The following is a 14,390-nucleotide window of genomic DNA, read 5'->3' as shown; positions in this document are numbered from 1 at the left end:
GGGCCGTCGATCGTCTGCGACGCCCTCGTGACCGGCCGCGCCGTTCCCCGCATCCGCCCCTTCAAGGCCCTGCCGGCTCGTCCGGGCCGCGAGCGCGTCGGCGACTACTTGAGCAGCCGTGACATCCGCCGGTCCGCCAGTGGCTTGCCCCCCGTCTGGCAGGTCGGGCAGTACTGCAGCGAGGAATCGCTGAAGGAGACCTCGCGGATCGTGTCGCCGCACACCGGGCAGGGTTCACCGGTGCGGCCGTGGACACGCAGGCCGCTCTTCTTCTCCGCCTTCAGCCGGCCCGCCGCCACTCCCCGGGAGCGCTCGACCGCCTCGGTGAGCGTGGCCCGCAGGGCCTCGTAGAGGCGGGTGGTGTCCTCGGGTGTGAGGGACGCGGCCAGTTTGAACGGGGACATCTTCGCGGCGTGCAGGATCTCGTCGCTGTACGCGTTGCCCACGCCCGCGATCAGGCTCTGGTCGCGCAGGGCCCCCTTGAGCCGGCGCCGCTCGGGTCGGAGGAGTTCCGTGAAGCGTCTCTCGTCGAAGTCGTCCGCGAGCGGGTCGGGGCCGAGGCGGGCCACGCCCGGGATCTCCTGGGGGTCCCGGACCACGTACACAGCGAGGCGTTTTTGGGTGCCCGCCTCCGTGAGGTCGAAGCCCGCCCCCGTCTCCAGGGCCACGCGCAGGGCGAGTGGTCCCTTGCCGGGGCGGGGCGGGCCGTCGGGAAGTCTGTCCTTCCAGTGCAGCCAGCCCGCGCGGGCCAGATGGGTCACGAAGTGCGGGCCGCCGTCCGTCTCCAGGTCCAGGAACTTGCCGTGCCGGTGCACGGCGGTGACCTCGCGGCCCTCGACGGCCGTGGGCGGGGGGTCGTACGTCTTGAGGACGCTGATCGCGACGGGCAGCACCCGCACGACCTCGTGACCGACCAGGTGCTCGGTGAGGAAGTCCTTGAGTGCTTCGACCTCGGGGAGTTCCGGCATACGTCCAGAGTGCCATCCGGCACCGACAGTGCCAGAGGGGATCAGTCGAGTCCGGGGACCACGAACTCGCACCACACGCACTTGCCGCCGCCCCGGGCCTCCACGCCCCACGCATCCGTGAGCAGTTCGACCAGCAGCAGGCCCCGCCCGGAGACGCCCGACTCCCCCGCCTCACGGCGGCGCGGCAGGGCACTGGAGGAGTCCTCGACCTCGACGCGCAGACGGCGGTCGCTGCCGCCGAGGACCCTGAGGGTCACGATCGCGGAGCCCTCGGTGTGCATCAGCGCGTTGGTGATCATCTCGTCGGCGACCAGCTCGATCTCGTCGGCGCGCTCCTTGGCGCCCCAGGCACGGACCGCGGCCCCGATCATGTGCCGGGCCTGGGTGAGGGCCTCGGGGTCGCCGGGTGCCACGTGCTGCTGGAGCCGGCCGCCGGGCTGCGCGGTGTCCAGGGCGCGGCGGCGCAGCAGGAGCAGCGCCACGTCGTCGTCGCCGCCGCGTTCCTCGGCCACGTCGATGAGGCAGTCCGCGAGGTCCCGTACGTCCTGCGGGCCGGAGGCGATGAGCGCGGTGAGGACCTGCACGCCCTCGTCGAGATCCGCGCCGGGCTGTTCGACCAGGCCGTCTGTGCACAGCAGGAGGGTGTCGCCGGGGTCGAGTTCCAGGGTGCCGACCGGGTACTCCAGGCTCCCGAACTCGGCGGAAAGACCGAGCGGCAGTCCGCCGGGGACCGCGACGCGACGGCAGCTGCCGTCCGTGCTCCGGATCAGCGGGTCGATGTGTCCGGCGCGGACCACCTGGACCACCCCGGTGGACAGGTCGGCCTCCGCGTACAGGCAGGTCGCGAAGCGGTCCGTGTCCAGTTCGTTGAGGAAGACGGAGGCGCGGGCCATGACGGTCGCGGGGGTGTGCCCCTCGGCGGCATAGGCGCGCAGGACGATGCGCAGCTGGCCCATGACGGCGGCCGCGTGCGTGTCGTGGCCCTGGACGTCGCCGATGACGGCGCCGACCCTGCCGCCGGGCAGCGGGATCAGGTCGTACCAGTCGCCGCCGATGTCCCGGTCCAGGGAGCCGGCGGCGGTACCGGCGCGGTAACGGACGGCGACGTCGGCGCCCCGGACACTCGGGATGGTGCGCGGCAGCATCGCCTGCTGGAGGCCGGTGGCCAGGTCCTTCTCCTGCTCGTAGAAGGTGGCCCGCTGCAGGCTCTGCGCGATGCTGCTGCCGAGGGCGAGCAGCACGTTGCGGTCCTCGGTGGAAAAACCACGCCGGTCGCTGTAGAGCAGGCCCATCGCGCCGATCGGCCGGGCCTGGACGATCAGCGGCAGATAGGCGGCCGCGGTGATCTTCAGGCCGGTGATGTGCGGCCACAGCAGGGGATAGCGCGCGGCGAACTCCTCGGGCGACTCGATGAAGCAGGGCGTGAGGGTCCGTACGGCCTCGCTCATCGGGTAGGGCTCGTCGATGCGGGTGACGAGGGTGCCCGGGACGAAGCTGCCCGCCGGGCCCTCCGCGATCAGCCGGATGCGGCCGGCCTCGACCAGGCCCATGACCAGGCTGGTGGCGCCCAGATGGGTGAGGCCGTGGGTGTCCTTGACGACGTCGATGACGTCCTGGACGGTACGGGCGTGCGCGAGGGCGGCCGTGGTGAGCTGGACGACGTTGGTCTGCTCGCGCCGGGCCGCGTCCTGGGCGGCCTGCTCCCTGCGGGCCTCGCTGTCGCCCAGTTCCTGGGTGGCGTCCCGGACGATGCCGATGATGCGGCGCGGACGGCCCGTCTCGTCGCGCCGGATGTAGCCCTGGGTGTGGGTCCAGCGCAGGGTGCCGTCGCGGCGGCGGATGCGGAAGTAGGCGCCGTAGTTCTCGCTGCCGTCCTTCATGGCCTGCGCGACCACCGCGTCGAGCCGGTAGGCCTCGGATCTGGGCACCCGTACGGCAAGGGTCTCGGGGTGGTCGTCGTACTCGTCAGGGCGCAGGTCGAAGACCTCGTGGGCCTGGGAGTCCATGTGGAACAGACCGCTGTCCAGGTCCCAGTCGAAGCTGCCCATGCGGTTGAGCGCCAGGATCGGATCCGGGTGGGCGGGCCAGTCGTCCGGGAGAGACAGGGCGCTCACGCCCCGATCAACCATGGGCCCACCTTGCCAGGCTTCCCCCGATTCTTCGACCGGGGAGGAGGGAGGAATTCCAGGCTCCCGGTCTCGATCGGTGGTCAGCCGTCGGGGACACCGGTGGGACTGTCGAAGATGCAGCGCGCAGCTCGTCTTCCCGCCTCACTGCAGGCGATGCGTCACTGTTGTCTGCGTCATTCAGCGTCATTCACGTGGGTTACGCAAGCGGAAGAAGGACACACGGAGCGTGACATAAGGTTCGGCGCGACAATGTGGAGTGAGGAGCGCACGGCCGTGGACTGGTTCACCGCACCCGAGTACTGGTGGAGCCGGCTGGTCTTCCAGCGGGCGCTGGCCGGCCTGTACCTCGTGGCGTTCCTGACGGCGGCGCGGCAGTTCCGGGCGCTGATCGGTGAGCGGGGCATGCTGCCGGTCCCCCTCTTCGTCGAGCGGGTCCGCTTCAGGCAGGCGCCGAGCCTGTTCCAACTCCACTATTCGGACCGCTTCTTCGCGGTCTGCTGCTGGACTGGCTGCGCCGCCTCGGCGGCGCTGACCGCCGGGCTGGACTCCCGGCTCCCGCTCTGGGCGGGGATGGCGCTGTGGCTTCTCCTGTGGGCGCTGTACCTGTCGATCGTCAACGTCGGCCAGACCTGGTACGCGTTCGGCTGGGAGTCCCTGCTGCTGGAAGTGGGCTTCCTGGCCGTCTTCCTCGGCAACGACGACGTGGCCCCGCCGATCGTGGTCCTGTTCCTGCTGCGCTGGATCCTGTTCCGGGTGGAGTTCGGCGCGGGCCTGATCAAGATGCGCGGCGACGCGTGCTGGCGGAAGCTGACGTGCCTGGACTACCACCACGAGACGCAGCCGATGCCGGGTCCGCTGAGCTGGTTCTTCCACCACCTCCCGCGGCCCCTGCACCGCGTCGAGGTGGCCGCCAACCACGTCACACAACTCCTCGTCCCCGTACTGCTGTTCACTCCCCAGCCGGTCGCCACGGCCGCCGCGTCCCTGATGATCGTCACCCAGCTGTGGCTGGTGCTGTCGGGCAACTTCGCCTGGCTGAACTGGATCACCGTCGTACTCGCCGTCTCGGCGCTCGGGCTCCCGGCCGACGCGCCGTCCGTGCCAGGCGCGCCCCTCTGGTACGAGGTCGTGGTCCTCGTCGTCGCCGCGCTGCTCCTCACCCTCAGTCACCAACCGGTCCGCAACATGCTCTCCCGCCGCCAGGTGATGAACCGCTCCTTCGACCCGCTCCACCTGGTCAACACCTACGGCGCGTTCGGCAGCGTCAGCCGGCAGCGGTACGAGGTGGTGATCGAGGGCACGGACGACGCCGTACCGCACGAGGACTCGGAGTGGCGGGAGTACGAGTTCAAGGGCAAGCCGGGCGATCCAGGGCGCTGGCCACGTCAGTTCGCGCCGTACCACCTGCGCCTGGACTGGCTGATGTGGTTCGCCGCGCTCTCCCCCTCGTACGCCGGGGCATGGTTCGGCGCCCTGGTGGAACGGCTGCTGGAGAACGACCGCGACACGCTGCGGCTGCTGCGCCGGTCCCCGTTCCCGCCCGACGCGCCGCCCCGCTACATCCGCGCCCGCCTCTTCCGCTACCAGTACACGAGCTGGCGCGAGCTACGGGAGACGGGCGCGTGCTGGGAGCGGACGTATGTGCGGGAGTATCTTCCGCCGACGCGGCTGGCGGGGGTGGCCCAGCGCAGCTGACGTCCGGCGCGAGGCGCCGCCGGGCGTCAGAGGCCGTGCACCCGGGTCACTGCACCATCGAAGAGGTCCGCGCGTTCGCCTGCGTCGAGACCTCCCGTCAACTCCCGCGTCGGGGACAGTACTTCGCCGTACGTCGCGGCCGCCGTGCACACCGGCCGGGTCCGAGCCGAACATCAGAGGTGCGGGCGGAGGGCCTCCAGGGCCGCCTCGGTGTACGGGCGGAGGTCGTCCACGCTCCAGGAGCCGGGGTCCGCCGCGGCGATCCGGGCCGCGCGGACCGTGGTGGGCAGGGCGGCTCTCATGACGGTTCCTCGACGGGTACGGGGGCTTCGGCGGGCAGGAGGCCGGTGCCGCGGAGCTCCTGCCAGAAGGATGCGGGTACGTGTGCGGCGAACTGTTCGGCGCAGTCGCGGACCTCGACCGGGGTGCGGGCGCCGACCAGGACGCCGGCCACCGCCGGATGGGCGGCGCAGAAGGCGAGGGCCGCGGCGCGCAGGTGCGTGCCGTGGCGCTCGGCGACGGATTGCAGATGCAGGGCGCGCTGCAGTATCTCGGGGGGCGCCGCGGCGTAGTCGTACGTCGCCGCGGACTGCGGGTCGGCCAGCAGGCCGGAGTTGAAGGCACCGCCGATCACCACGGAGGTGCCGCGTTTTTGGGCTGCGGGCAGCAGTTCGGCAAGGGCCCGCTGGTCGAGCAGCGTGTAGCGGCCGGCGCACAGCACCACGTCGACGTCGGTGTCCCGGACGAAGCGGGTGAGCATCTCGGCCTGGTTCATTCCGGCGCCGATCGCGCCCACGACGCCTTCCGCGCGCAGCTTCTCCAGCGCCGGATAGCCCTCCTTGAAGGCCTGTTCGGCGTGGTCGTCGGGGTCGTGGAGGTAGACGACGTCGACGCGGTCCAGGCCGAGGCGTTCCAGGCTGGCGTCCAGGCTGCGGCGTACGCCGTCGGCACTGAAGTCCCACACGCGGCGGTGGGTGGCGGGCACGGCGAAGCCGTCCGCGAGGTCGTCGCCGCCCGCGTCGGACGGCTCCAGGCGGCGGCCCACCTTGGTGGAGATCGTGTAGGCGGTACGGGGGCGAGCGCGCAGGGCGGCGCCGAGGCGGCGTTCGGACAGGCCGAGGCCGTAGTGCGGGGCCGTGTCGAAGTACCGGATGCCCTCGTCCCAGGCGGCCTCGATGGCCTGGTGGGCCTGCTTGTCGCTGAGTTCCGCGTAGAGGTTGCCGATGCCGGCGGCGCCGAAGCCCAGCGCGCTGACGTCGACGCCGCTGCCCCCGAGCCGCTTCACTGGCCCACCGGCCTCAGGCGCAGGCCCTGCATGCCGCCGTCGACGGCGAGGGAGGTGCCGGTGGTGGCGCCGGACAGCGGGCTCGCCAAGTAGGCGATGGCGCCCGCGACTTCGGCGGCGCTGACGAGGCGGCCGGTGGGCTGGCGGCCCTCCAGGGCGGCGCGTTCGGCGGCGGGGTCGGGGGCGGCGTCGAGCAGCCGGCCGATCCACGGGGTGTCCGCCGTACCGGGGTTGACGCAGTTGACGCGGATACCCTCGCGGACGTGGTCGGCGGCCATGGCGAGGGTCAACGAGTACACGGCACCCTTCGTCGCGCAGTACAGCGCCCGCTGCGGCAGGCCCGCGGTGGCCCCGATGGAGCAGGTGTTGACGATGGCCGCGTGCTCGGAGCGGCGCAGGTGCGGCAGGGCGGCGCGGCTGACGCGGACCATGCCGACGACGTTGACGTCGAGGACGCGGTGCCATTCGGCGTCGTCGTTGTCCTCGACGGTGCCCAGGGCTCCGACGCCCGCGTTGTTCACCAGGATGTCCAGCCCGCCGAGTTCGGCCGCGGCGGCTGCCACCGCCTCGCGCACCGACGCGTCGTCGGTGACGTCGGTCCGGTAGGCGAGCAGCGGCTTGTCGACCGAGGTGGGATCGAGGTCGAGGACGGCTACCTGGGCGCCGCGGGCGGCGAGGAGTTCGGCCGTCGCCCGTCCGATGCCCGAGGCTCCGCCCGTGACCAGGGCCTTGAGCCCCTCGAAGTCGCTCATGCTGCCTGTCCGTTCTTCTCGTCGAGGTCGGCGGCCCAGAAGGTGCCGCCGGGGAAGGTGTACCGCGCGATGGACTCGGGGCGCATCGCGGCCGAGAAGCCCGGCGCGGTGGGTGCCGTGTAGTGACCCTCGCGGATCACCACGGGGTCGAGGAAGTGGTCGTGCAGATGGTCGACGTACTCGATCACCCGGTCCTGAGTGGTCCCGGAGACCGCCACGTAGTCGAACATCGACAGGTGCTGGACGAGTTCGCACAGGCCCACGCCGCCCGCGTGCGGGCAGACCGGCACGCCGAACTTGGCCGCGAGCAGCAGGATCGCGAGGTTCTCGTTGACGCCGCCGACGCGGGCCGCGTCGATCTGGAGGACGTCGAGGGCGCCGGCCTGCAGGAGCTGCTTGAACACGATCCGGTTCTGCACGTGCTCGCCGGTCGCGACCTTGACCGGTGCGACCGCCCTGCGGATCGCCGCATGGCCGAGGACGTCGTCGGGGCTGGTGGGCTCCTCGATCCAGTACGGGTCGAACTCGGCCAGCGCCCTGGTCCAGCGGACCGCCTCGTCGACGCCCCAGCGCTGGTTGGCGTCGATCGCGACACGGATGTCCGGGCCGACGACGGACCGGGCGACCCGGCAGCGGCGTATGTCGTCGTCGAGGTCCGCCCCGACCTTGAGCTTGATCTGCCTGAAGCCGTCAGCGATCGCCTGAGCGGCGAGCCGGGTGAGCTTCTCGTCGCTGTAGCCGAGCCAGCCGGCCGACGTCGTGTAGCCGGGGTATCCGCGCTCCAGCAGTCGGGCCGTGCGCTCCTCGGCGCCGGGCCTGCCCCGGCGCAGGATCTCCAGCGCCTCCTGGGGCGTGAGCGCGTCCGTGAGGTAACGGAAGTCGATCTGCCCGACCAGCCACTCGGGGTCGGCCTCGGCGAGCAGCCGCCACAGCGGCTTGCCCGCCCGCTTGGCCGCCAGGTCCCACGCGGCGTTGACGACCGCGCCGATCGCCATGTGTATCACCCCCTTCTCGGGCCCGAGCCAGCGCAGCTGACTGTCGCCGACGAGATCCCGGTAGAGGGCCCCCGGGTCGGCGCACACCTCGTCGACGGACCGTCCGACCACATGGTGGCGCAGCGCGTGGATCGCGGCGACCTGGACCTCGTTGCCCCGCCCGATGGTGAAGGTGAAGCCGTGCCCCTCGGGTCCCTCCTCGGCATCGGTACGCAGCACGACGTACGCGGCCGAGTAGTCGGGATCCGGATTCATCGCGTCGGAGCCGTCGAGTTCGCGCGAGGTCGGGAAACGGACGTCGAAGGTGTCGACCGCGGAGATGCGGCAGGAGGGGTCGGGTGTCGGGGACACAGGGGGCCTTTCGGTCGGTGGCAGGTCGGGCGGAGGGTCAGTCCTGTGCTCGGCCCGTCGTCACACGGGCGATCATGAGGGCGACCAGGATGATTCCGCCGTAGATGGCCTGGATCCAGAAGGAAGGCACCTGGGCGAGGGTGAGCAGGTTCTGTACGACACCCAGCAGGAGTACGCCGGTCAGGGCGCCGAACATGGTGCCCTTGCCGCCGTCCAGGCTGATGCCGCCGATGACCGCCGCCGCGAACACGGTGAAGATCATGTTGTTGCCCTGGTTGGCGCTGATCGCGCCGACGTACCCGGTCTGCATGATCCCGCCGACCGAGGCGAGGACGCCCGCGACGACGAACACGCCGAGCATCACGCGCTCGACGCGGATACCGGCCGCCCGGGCGGCGTCCGCGTTGCCGCCGATGGCGTACAGGGCGCGTCCGACGCGGTGGTACTTCAGCACGAGCCCGGCGACGGCGAAGGCGACCGCCGCGAGCCACACCGACATCGGGACGGTCAGGAAGGTGCTCGTCGCCAGGGAGTAGAAGCTGTCGGGCATGCCGAACAGCGTCTTGCCCTTGGTCGCGCCGACCAGCAGTCCGCGCAGGACGATCAGCATCGCGAGGGTCACGATGAACGCGTTCAGCTTGAACTTGACGACCAGGACCCCGTTGAAGGCGCCGACGGCCCCGCCCACCACGAGGATCGCCAATAGGGCGAGCCAGGGCGGGAGTTCGGTGCCCCATCCGGACTGCGCGGCGGGCAGTACGAGCAGTGCGCCCACGGCGGGCGCGATGCCGACGACCGACTCCAGGGACAGGTCGAACTTGCCGGTGATCAGCACCAGGGACTCGGCGAGGACGACCATGGCGAGCGCGGCGGAGGCGCCCAGGATCGAGATCAGGTTGCGCTCGGTGAGGAACGAGTCGTTGACCACAGCGCCGAGCACCATGAGCACCAACAGGGCCGGTACGAGGGCCAGTTCGCGGGCCCGGCGCAGCAGCACCGTCCTGGCCGACCGCGCTGCTGGGGCTTTCGACGGCGAGCGGGGCGCGGCCGCCTTGGTGTCAGCCATGGTCCACTCCTTCGATGGAGGCGATCAGCTCGTGGTCGCGCCAGCCTGCCGAGTGCTCGGCGACGACGCGGCCGTGGAAGAGAACGAGGACGCGGTCGCAGCGCCTGAGGTCGTCGAGTTCGTCGGAGACGACCAGGACCGCGGTGCCGTCCTCACGGGCGGTGTCCACGCGGGCGAGCAGGGACTCCTTGGACTTCACGTCGACGCCGGCGGTGGGGTTGATCAGGACGAGCAGCCGCGGCTCGGAGGCGAGGGCTCGGGCCATGACGACCTTCTGCGCGTTGCCGCCCGAGAGGTCGGAGACCGGCTGCTCGGGGCCCTCGGCATGGATGTCGAGCCGGTCGATCAGCTCGGTGGCGAAGCCCCGCTTGCGGTCGGTGCCGATGAAACCGAAGCGGCCCAGCCGGTCCAGGACGCTCATGGTGGTGTTGTCGCCGATGGTCATCCCGCGGACGAGGCCCTGCTGGTGCCGGTCGCGCGGGACGCAGCCGATGCCGGCCTTCAGGGCGGCCTGCACCGACCCGAACCGCAGCAGTTCGCCGTCGAGTCGGGCGCTTCCGCCGGTGGGTGTGCGCAGGCCCGCGAAGGCCTCCGCCAGCTCGGTCTTGCCGCTGGCGCTGGAGCCGGCGAGCCCTAGGACCTCGCCGCGCCGGACGGTCAGGTCGACGTTCTCGTATGTGTCCGAGGTGAGCCCGCGGGCGTCGAGCAGGACGGGTGCGTCGTCGTCGACGAGCTGTTCCTGCACGGCCTGTTCGGCGATCGCCTCCAGGCTCTCCCCCGCCATCGCCTCCACCAGGGCCGCCCTGGGCAGGTCGGCGACGGGGGCGGTGGTGATCCAGCGGGCGTCGCGCAGCACGGTGACGGTCTGGCAGACCTCGTACACCTCCTGGAGGTGGTGCGAGATGAACAGGAAGGTGACGCCCGAGTCCTGCAGTGCGCGCATACGGTCGAAGAGCCGCTCGATCTCGCGGTTGTCGAGCTGGGCGGTCGGCTCGTCGAGGATGATGAAGCGGGCGCCGAAGCTGAGCGCCCGGGCGATCTCCACCATCTGGCGGTCCTCGACCTTGAGGTCGGCGGTGCGTGCCTCCGGGTCGACGCGCACGTCCCAGGTGTCGAGGAGCTGGGCCGCCTCGGTCTTCAGCCGCCGCCAGCTGATGAAGCCGCGGTGCTGTGGCTGGCGGTTGATGAAGAGGTTCTCGGCGACCGTCAACTCGGGTACGACCGTGGGGTGTTGGTAGACGCAGGCGACCGTGCGGCGCCAGGCGTCCCGGTCGGCGAGCGGGGGCGCGGGCTCGCCGTCGAAGCGGACCGTGCCCTCGTCGGGTGCCTGGAGTCCGGTGAGGACGTTGACCAGGGTCGACTTGCCGGCGCCGTTGCGGCCGACGAGGGCGTGGGACTCGCCGGGCAGCACGGTGAGCCGGCCGTCCGCGAGGGCGGTGGTGGGGCCGTAGCGCCTGACGATGCCCCGCGCCTCGACAAGGGGCACCAACTGGCTTTCCTGGAGGCTCATTTGACCGTGTTGCCCCAGAGCTTGGGGTCGTCGACGTTGTCCTTCGTGACCAGCGGGGCGGGCAGCTGGTCCTCGAGGATGCCGTTGGGCAGCTTGACGATCGTCGAGTCGTGGTCGGTCGGGCCCGGCTTGAAGGTCTTCCCCTCCATCGCCGCCTTGACGTAGTACATGCCGTACTTGGCGTAGGCGTCGGCCGGCTGGGAGACGGTCGCGTCGATCTGGCCCTTGCGGATCGCGTCGAACTCCTGCGGGATGCCGTCGTTGGAGACGATGGTGATGTGGCCCGCGGTGCCGGTCTTCTTCAGCATCCCCTTCGACTTCAGGGTCTGCAGGGTCGGCGCCAGGTAGACACCGCCGGCCTGCAGGTAGATGCCCTTGATGTCGGGGTTGGCGTTGAGGAGCGTGTCGAGCTTGGAGGCCGCGGTGTCCGACTCCCACTTGGCGGGGATCTCCAGGACCTTCAGCGCCGGGTACTTCTTCTTCACGCAGGCGCGGAAGGCCTCGGAGCGGTCCCGGCCGTTGACCGAGGCAAGGTCGCCCATGATCTGCACGACCTTGCCGCTGGTGATGTGCCCGCCGAGGTAGTCGCAGGCCTTCGTGCCGTACGCAACGTTGTCGGCGCGTACGACCATGGCGACCTTGCCCTTGTCCGGTGCCACGTCGACGGCGACCACGGGCACGCCCTTGCGATCGGCCTGGTCGAGGCCGGCCTCGATGGCGGCGCTGTCCAGCGGGGCCACGACCAGGCCCTTCACGCCCTGGTTGAGCTGGTTGTTGATGTCGGTGATCTGCTGGGAGGGGTCACTGTTGGAGTTGACCGTCTTGAGTGTCTCGACGCCCTGCGTCTTCGCCATCTTCGGCACGTAGTCGTTGTACGACTGCCAGAACGGCGAGGTCAGCAGGGGCAGGATCACCCCGACCTTGCCGGTGCCGCCGCCTCCCGAGCTGCCGGAACCGGTGTCGTTCGTACTCCCGCATGCCGTGAGCGCGAGGGCGGCCATGGCGGCCGTGGCCGTCGTGCGCACCGCCCACGAGGAGAGTCGCCTGCCGTGTCGTCCGTTGTTCCGCGCAGTGCTGCCGGGCATCTGTCAGCTCCTCGTCGAGCGTGATCGAGATTGACGGTGATCGAGCAGTTGCCCGCATATTTATCAGACCACTTCCGTCGAACAACAGCCCTCGACGCCGAGTTTTCGCGATTTCGAGCCATAGTGGTCCGACCACCTTCACAGTTAGACTGCGGCGCACCGGCGACTGAAGGAGTGGGCATGGACGAGACCCTGGCCGGGGAGACCGTGACCGGGCCCGCTCCGCCGAAGGGCACGGTGACGCACCGCGCCATCGAGCAGATCAAGGCCATGATCGCGGGGGGCCGTCTCGAGCCCGGCCAGCGACTTCCCACCGAACGCGACCTCGCGGTCCAGCTGGGCATCTCCCGCAGCTCGATGCGCGAGGCGATCCGCGCTCTCACCGTGCTCGGCGTCCTGGAGGCTCGGCACGGCTCCGGCATCTACGTCACCCAGCTGGAGGCCGGCGACCTGCTGGAGACCTTCGGCGTGGTCGCCGACCTCTCCCGGGGCACGCGTCTGGTGGAGCTGCTGGAGGTGCGCCGCATCCTGGAGTCGACGGCGACCGCGCTGGCGGCGGCCCGCATCACGCCCGACCAGCTGGCCGAGGTCGAGAAGCACCTCACGGCGATGAACGCCACCGACGACCCCGAGAAGATCCTCGCCCACGACCTCGCCTTCCACCGCGAGATCGCGACGGCCGCGGGCAACGAGACCATGGCCGCCATCCTGGAGGGCCTGTCCTCACGCACCTTCCGCGCCCGCGTGTGGCGCGGCTACCAGGAGGAGGGCGCCTTCGCCCGAACCCGCCGCGAACACGCGGCGATCCACCGTGCACTGGTGGCCCACGACCCGGAGGCCGCCCGAGCGGCGGCGGCCGCACACGTGGGGGAAGTGGAACAGTGGCTGCGGGCGCAGCTCGGGTCGTGAGCCGGCCGCTCCACGCGGTGCCCTCGGGACACCCACCCACCGGACCGGCGGTCCGGCGCAGCAGGTCTTCGGCCTGCGCAGGGTTCCTCAAGAATTCACAGCGGGCACGGTATCGACGGCGTTGCGGACCGTCGGACACGGTGGCACCAGCCCGGGGGGCACGGCGGCGAGACGACGCCGCGCGCCCGCGGGCCGAACCGCGTGAACGGCCGGACACCGGCGCCTACTTCATGTGAGGCTTTGCCCATGACCTCCGAAGACCCGCTGGCCGACCGGCTGCAGCTGGACCGGCCGCATTCGGCCCGCGTGTGGAACTTCCTGCTGGGCGGCAAGGACAACTACGCCGCCGACCGCCAGGCCGGCGAGATGATCCTCCAGATGTTCCCGGACATCGCGCTGCTCGCCCGCCTTCAACGGCGCTTCCTCGTCCGGGCCGTGCGCCGTCTGGCCGCCGAGGCGGGGATCCGCCAGTTCCTCGACGTCGGCACCGGCCTGCCCACCGTCGACAACACCCACGAGGTCGCGCAACGCGTCGCCCCCGACAGCCGCATCGTGTACGTCGACAACGACCCGCTCGTGCTGGTGCACGCCCAGGCCCTGCTCACCAGCACCCCGCAGGGCGCCTGCGCCTACCTCGACGCCGATGTGCGCGAGCCCGAGCGGATCCTCGAAGAGGCGGCCAAAACCCTGGACTTCAGCCGGCCGGTGGCGCTGACCATGCTCGGCATCCTGGGCCAGATCCCCGACTCCGACGAGCCGGAGGCCGTCGTGGCCCGTTTCCTCGACGCGCTGCCTGCGGGCAGTTATCTCGCCCTGAGCGACGGCACCGACACCAACGAGGCGCTCAACCAGGCCATTTCCGTCTACAACGCCAACTCGGCCAGCTCGTACCACCTACGCGGGCCCGAGCGGATCGCGGCCTTCTTCGACGGGCTGGAACTGGTGGAACCGGGGGTCGTTCCCACCTCGCAGTGGCACCCCGAGCCCGTCGACGTGGGGCGCTCACCCTCCGGGGTGGACGCCATCTGCGGTATCGGCCGCAAGGCCTGAGCGAATCCCGACTGCGGCGTCAGAGCATGAACAGGGCCCACACGAGCTTTCCGCCGTCGGCCCGGGGGTTCCAGCCCCAGGTGTCGCTCAGCGCCGAGACGACCTGCAGTCCCCGTCCCGACTCCGCGAGTTCGTCCGCCTCCACGGCGACGGGGACCAGGTCGCTCTCGTCGCTCACCGCACACACCACGCACGACCAGCGGTCCCAGTACGCGAGCCACAGCGCCGGGTGCAACTCCCCCTCGGCGCCCGGCGCCCGGCCGTAGCGCAGGGCGTTGCTCACCAGTTCCGACACGGTGACGGCCACGTCCTCGACGCGCTCGTGCGCGGCCCGGTCGACGAGCGTCCGCCGGATCAAGCCGCGGGCGATGTGGGCGGATTGGGGAACAGGCGGCACGACGAGCACCGAACAGTGGGCCGGTCCAGGGCCGTCCTCGGAGGCGGGAGCGAGGGGCAGACTCAACCCGGGGGCGGGGCGGCCTACGCGGTCCACGGCCCGGCACAGCCATTCCCAAGTCGCCTCGATACGCGGGGGGTTCGCCGGTTCTGCGACTTGCTCTGCGGACATTGCGACCCCTGAGACCCCTGCGGAGAG

Annotated in this window: 13 protein-coding genes; 3 read left to right on the top strand and 10 right to left on the bottom strand. The window is 71.0% G+C overall.

All coding sequences use genetic code 11. From position 1 onward, the window contains the following. Positions 1–104: 104 nt before the first annotated feature. Both OOK07_RS38545 and OOK07_RS38540 read right to left on the bottom strand, forming a co-directional pair. Positions 105–968, bottom strand: coding sequence for an Fpg/Nei family DNA glycosylase (locus OOK07_RS38545; protein ID WP_266801167.1), 864 nt, complete (start codon positions 966–968; stop codon positions 105–107). A gap of 41 nt (positions 969–1,009) precedes the next feature. After that, positions 1,010–3,097, bottom strand: coding sequence for a SpoIIE family protein phosphatase (locus OOK07_RS38540; protein ID WP_266801166.1), 2,088 nt, complete (start codon positions 3,095–3,097; stop codon positions 1,010–1,012). Positions 3,098–3,370: 273 nt separating this feature from the next. On the opposite strand from OOK07_RS38540, the gene OOK07_RS38535 reads away from it, so the two are divergent. Continuing rightward, a complete protein-coding gene (locus OOK07_RS38535; RefSeq protein ID WP_266801165.1) occupies positions 3,371–4,792 on the top strand; it encodes a lipase maturation factor family protein in 1,422 nt (473 codons plus the stop codon). 173 nt (positions 4,793–4,965) lie between these two features. Here OOK07_RS38535 and OOK07_RS38530 read toward each other — a convergent pair whose 3' ends face one another. From OOK07_RS38530 to OOK07_RS38500, 7 genes are read right to left on the bottom strand one after another with little or no spacing between them, the layout of a single operon-like run. Next, entirely contained in the window at positions 4,966–5,094 is a 129-nt protein-coding gene (locus OOK07_RS38530; RefSeq protein WP_266801164.1) for a hypothetical protein, read from the bottom strand. Continuing rightward, on the bottom strand, positions 5,091–6,077 hold the full coding sequence (locus tag OOK07_RS38525) for an aldo/keto reductase (protein ID WP_266801163.1): 987 nt from the start codon (positions 6,075–6,077) through the stop codon (positions 5,091–5,093). Before OOK07_RS38525 ends, OOK07_RS38530 begins: the two co-directional genes overlap by 4 nt. Further along, entirely contained in the window at positions 6,074–6,829 is a 756-nt protein-coding gene (locus OOK07_RS38520) for an SDR family NAD(P)-dependent oxidoreductase (protein WP_266801162.1), read from the bottom strand. The genes OOK07_RS38525 and OOK07_RS38520 overlap by 4 nt, the downstream gene beginning before the upstream one ends. Further along, positions 6,826–8,175, bottom strand: coding sequence for an L-fuconate dehydratase (locus OOK07_RS38515; protein WP_266801160.1), 1,350 nt, complete (start codon positions 8,173–8,175; stop codon positions 6,826–6,828). Before OOK07_RS38515 ends, OOK07_RS38520 begins: the two co-directional genes overlap by 4 nt. A 37-nt stretch (positions 8,176–8,212) precedes the next feature. Next, positions 8,213–9,241, bottom strand: a complete 1,029-nt coding sequence (locus OOK07_RS38510; protein WP_266801159.1) for an ABC transporter permease — start codon at positions 9,239–9,241, stop codon at positions 8,213–8,215. After that, on the bottom strand, positions 9,234–10,751 hold the full coding sequence (locus tag OOK07_RS38505) for a sugar ABC transporter ATP-binding protein (protein ID WP_266801157.1): 1,518 nt from the start codon (positions 10,749–10,751) through the stop codon (positions 9,234–9,236). The genes OOK07_RS38510 and OOK07_RS38505 overlap by 8 nt, the downstream gene beginning before the upstream one ends. After that, positions 10,748–11,836 carry a sugar ABC transporter substrate-binding protein gene (locus tag OOK07_RS38500; RefSeq protein WP_405670239.1) on the bottom strand — a complete coding sequence of 363 codons (1,089 nt, stop codon included), beginning with the start codon at positions 11,834–11,836 and terminating at the stop codon, positions 10,748–10,750. The genes OOK07_RS38505 and OOK07_RS38500 overlap by 4 nt, the downstream gene beginning before the upstream one ends. Before the next feature lie 180 nt (positions 11,837–12,016). On the opposite strand from OOK07_RS38500, the gene OOK07_RS38495 reads away from it, so the two are divergent. Continuing rightward, entirely contained in the window at positions 12,017–12,745 is a 729-nt protein-coding gene (locus OOK07_RS38495; protein WP_266801155.1) for a FadR/GntR family transcriptional regulator, read from the top strand. Between the two features lie 246 nt (positions 12,746–12,991). After that, positions 12,992–13,795 (top strand): SAM-dependent methyltransferase, encoded by an 804-nt coding sequence (locus OOK07_RS38490; protein WP_266801153.1) that lies wholly within the window; start codon positions 12,992–12,994, stop codon positions 13,793–13,795. A gap of 19 nt (positions 13,796–13,814) precedes the next feature. Here OOK07_RS38490 and OOK07_RS38485 read toward each other — a convergent pair whose 3' ends face one another. Further along, a complete protein-coding gene (locus OOK07_RS38485; protein ID WP_266801151.1) occupies positions 13,815–14,192 on the bottom strand; it encodes an ATP-binding protein in 378 nt (125 codons plus the stop codon). Positions 14,193–14,390 lie beyond the last annotated feature (198 nt).

Origin of the sequence: Streptomyces sp. NBC_00078 (genome assembly GCF_026343335.1) — a bacterium.
GTDB lineage: Bacteria > Actinomycetota > Actinomycetes > Streptomycetales > Streptomycetaceae > Streptomyces.
This window is presented reverse-complemented; position numbering and strand designations above follow the sequence as displayed.